We start from the raw sequence: 3,055 nt of genomic DNA on the forward strand, positions 1-3,055 counted from the left end.
TCCCAACCTGACAGTTTATGAGAGACTCAAAGATGATTTTGATAACAGGAAGATCTTTGATACTGATCCTCTCATCCCTGAGGAATGGAAAGGTGATTTTCAGATAAAGACCATTCTTCAGGATGAGCCCGGTGGAGAAGTTTCCTCTGGAGCTATCTATCTAACGAACATCCACCGTTTGTATGAAACTCGGGATAACAACGAAAATGATGAAGGCTCGATTTGGGGACCCGAGGTAAAACGTAATAAAGCCCTTGATACTTCTATAGCTTTACGAGAGCGGATAACATCTCATAAGGGGATAATGATCCTGAATGATGAGGCACACCATTTGCATGATCCTGAGCTTGCATGGAATAAAGCCATCGATTCACTTCATCTGATGAGCCTCAACAAAGGTCGTGATGGTGTTTGCCTTCAGCTTGATTTTACCGCAACACCAAAGCATAATAATGGTGATTTCTTTAGGCATATAGTATGTGATTTTCCTCTGGGAGAAGCTGTAGATGCAGGAATAGTAAAGGTACCTGTACTTGGAGAATCAGATCGCTTGAATATTCAAGGGGATAAAAATGCTCCTGCTCCCCAAAAGTATCGCAATCATCTTCAAGTAGGTTATCAGAGATATGAGGAATCATATAAACAATGGGAAAAAGTTCGTAAACCGATTCTTTTTGTGATGACAGAGGATTCTAAATCAGCAAACGAGATAGCAAGATATCTTGATAGTGATGCCTTTCCACTGCTTAAGGGGAGAGTTTTAAACATCCATACGAACCTCAAGGGCAGGATCAAAAAAACCACCAGGTTTGGCAAAGAGATCAAAGAGTTCATCGAAAAGGACATGAAACCTGATGACCTCAAAGCTTTGAGAGAAATGTCCAGAGAGTTGGACAGCCCCAACAGCAAATACCGGTGTATCGTCTCAGTGATGATGCTCAGAGAAGGCTGGGATATAAAGAATGTATCTGTAATTGTACCCTTGAGGGCATTTTCTGCTGCATCAGGTATTTTGCCAGAACAGACTTTGGGGAGAGGACTTAGAAGGATGAACCCCTCCGGATATATTCCTGAGATGGTAACCGTTATCCACCATCCCGCCTTTCGTAAGCTTTACGAAGAGGAACTCCAACTGGAAGGATTCAATATTCTTGTCTTACCTGAAAGAGATAGCATTAAACAGACAGTGACGATCTACATCGATGCAGAACACAAGGATTCCGAGAAACTGGATATCTCCATACCCTACATAAGCGACTCCATCGAAACGAGCTCAAAGCTTGAAGATCTTAGCTTTGACGAAGTAGCCAATGAGTTTAGAAAGTATAAGAAACTACCGATTGGAAAGGCAAGATCAACAGAATTGGAGTTTAAAGAGAGGCATCTATTCACTAAAGAAGTGATAGGTGCCTGGAAACTTGATCTTGGCTTGTTAAATTATGCTTATTCTGCACCCCACTATTTCTCGCTGATGCTTGCCAGAGCATGTAAACTGACGAACTATCAAAACGTCTTATTGCCATTGATGCAGGACTTTATCTCTAAGCTTCTTTTTGAAAGAGAGGTGGATTTATTCTCTGGGGAAGTGGATCATCGCATGCAGGACACAGATGTCAAAGAGCATGTAATTGCTGTATTTAAACCACTGATCATGGCAAAAAAAACTACTATTCAGGATCGTAAACGTAGCAGCACTGAGACAAGATTATCAGGCTGGAAACCTTACCAAGCTACAAGCACAGAAAAACGTCCAGCGGTTACTGCAAGTAGAACCATGTTCAATCTTGTGCCCTGCGATAGCGGCTTTGAACAGGAATTTGCCTTTGAGTGTGACAGATTAGATGATGTGGAGGCTTTTGCCAAGAATGCAGGTCCTCAAAAAATGACGATTGATTATCTGAAGCCAGATAAGCATAGAGCTCTATATGTGCCCGATTTCTTTGTAAGAGTAGAATCCGGTGACGTTTACCTGTGTGAATTGAAGGGCAGAGAAGATAATCTGGTAGCACTCAAAGCAAAAGCCGCTATTGAATGGTGTAAATCTGCATCTAAAGGAAAAGTGAAATGGCATTACTTGTATCTACCTTATCATCTGTTTCAACAAAGCACTGCAAACTCTCTGGAAGAGCTTGCCCGGGCTTGTGAGCCATCCTTACAGAATTTGATTAAAGAAGGAATAACCGAGCAGATTTATATAGATTTTGACGCTGCCCCAGATACTGATATCGCCGATCCCCTCTTTGATAAGATTCTGAAGATTGGCTCGATACAGTGCATCCCAGAAGATATTCATGAAAGCGTTAGGCAGGCTTTACTAATTCTTGATCATGCGGAAAAGACAAAAATGAACGATTATGCTCATGCATTCCAACCACTTCTTTTCAACCTTGACGATTATGCTATGCGTTTATTAGTAAGTGGGTTACAAAGTAAGATTCCGGCTGATATGTCATGGAGAGAGGCATATTTTATGCCAGATCTTTCAAATGTCTATGATAGGAAAAGAAATGAACTGGAGAAGTTTGGCAGATACCTTAGGGATAATTTGGTCTTTGCACGTTCGATTATGAGGCTTGGGACCTTGCTGTTTTGCTTGAAATATGCTCAGAAAGGTGGATTTGGAGCGAATGGAGTATGGAAAGATGTCGAGAAAGCATACTCTGGAGAAAAGATGGGAGAGCTGTACGCTCTGCTAACCGAGGTGAATGAGTTTAGGAATACCCGTGTTGCTCATGTAGAATTTAAGCTCTCTGATGTTAATGAGGCTTGGGAGAATATTGGGAAATGGGTGAAATGTCTATCAATGATGTGTTAAGACTGCAGGGCGTTAACATTGAAGGTTTTATGTCTTTTAAAGGTTTAAGATAACGATTACTTCATCGATTTTTGATGAGAAGTATAAACAGATACTTTAAATCTAGTTCTTCATGTCAAGCTACAAAAGCTTGACAATATTTACCGAGTAGTTAAAAGGGAAAAATGAATTCGAAATATCTCTTAACTATAATTCTAACAGCATTTGTGATTGTTGGCTTATACCATATATTTGCTGTAA

1 protein-coding gene is annotated in these 3,055 nt (G+C 40.6%); it reads left to right on the forward strand.

From position 1 onward, the window contains the following. The coding region (locus tag LHW48_11375) for a DEAD/DEAH box helicase family protein (protein MCB5261048.1) at positions 1–2,815 on the forward strand (2,815 nt) is incomplete at its 5' end. Between the last annotated feature and the right edge of the window lie 240 nt (positions 2,816–3,055).

The organism is Candidatus Cloacimonadota bacterium, assembly GCA_020532355.1.
In the GTDB taxonomy this organism is placed as follows: domain Bacteria; phylum Cloacimonadota; class Cloacimonadia; order Cloacimonadales; family Cloacimonadaceae; genus UBA5456.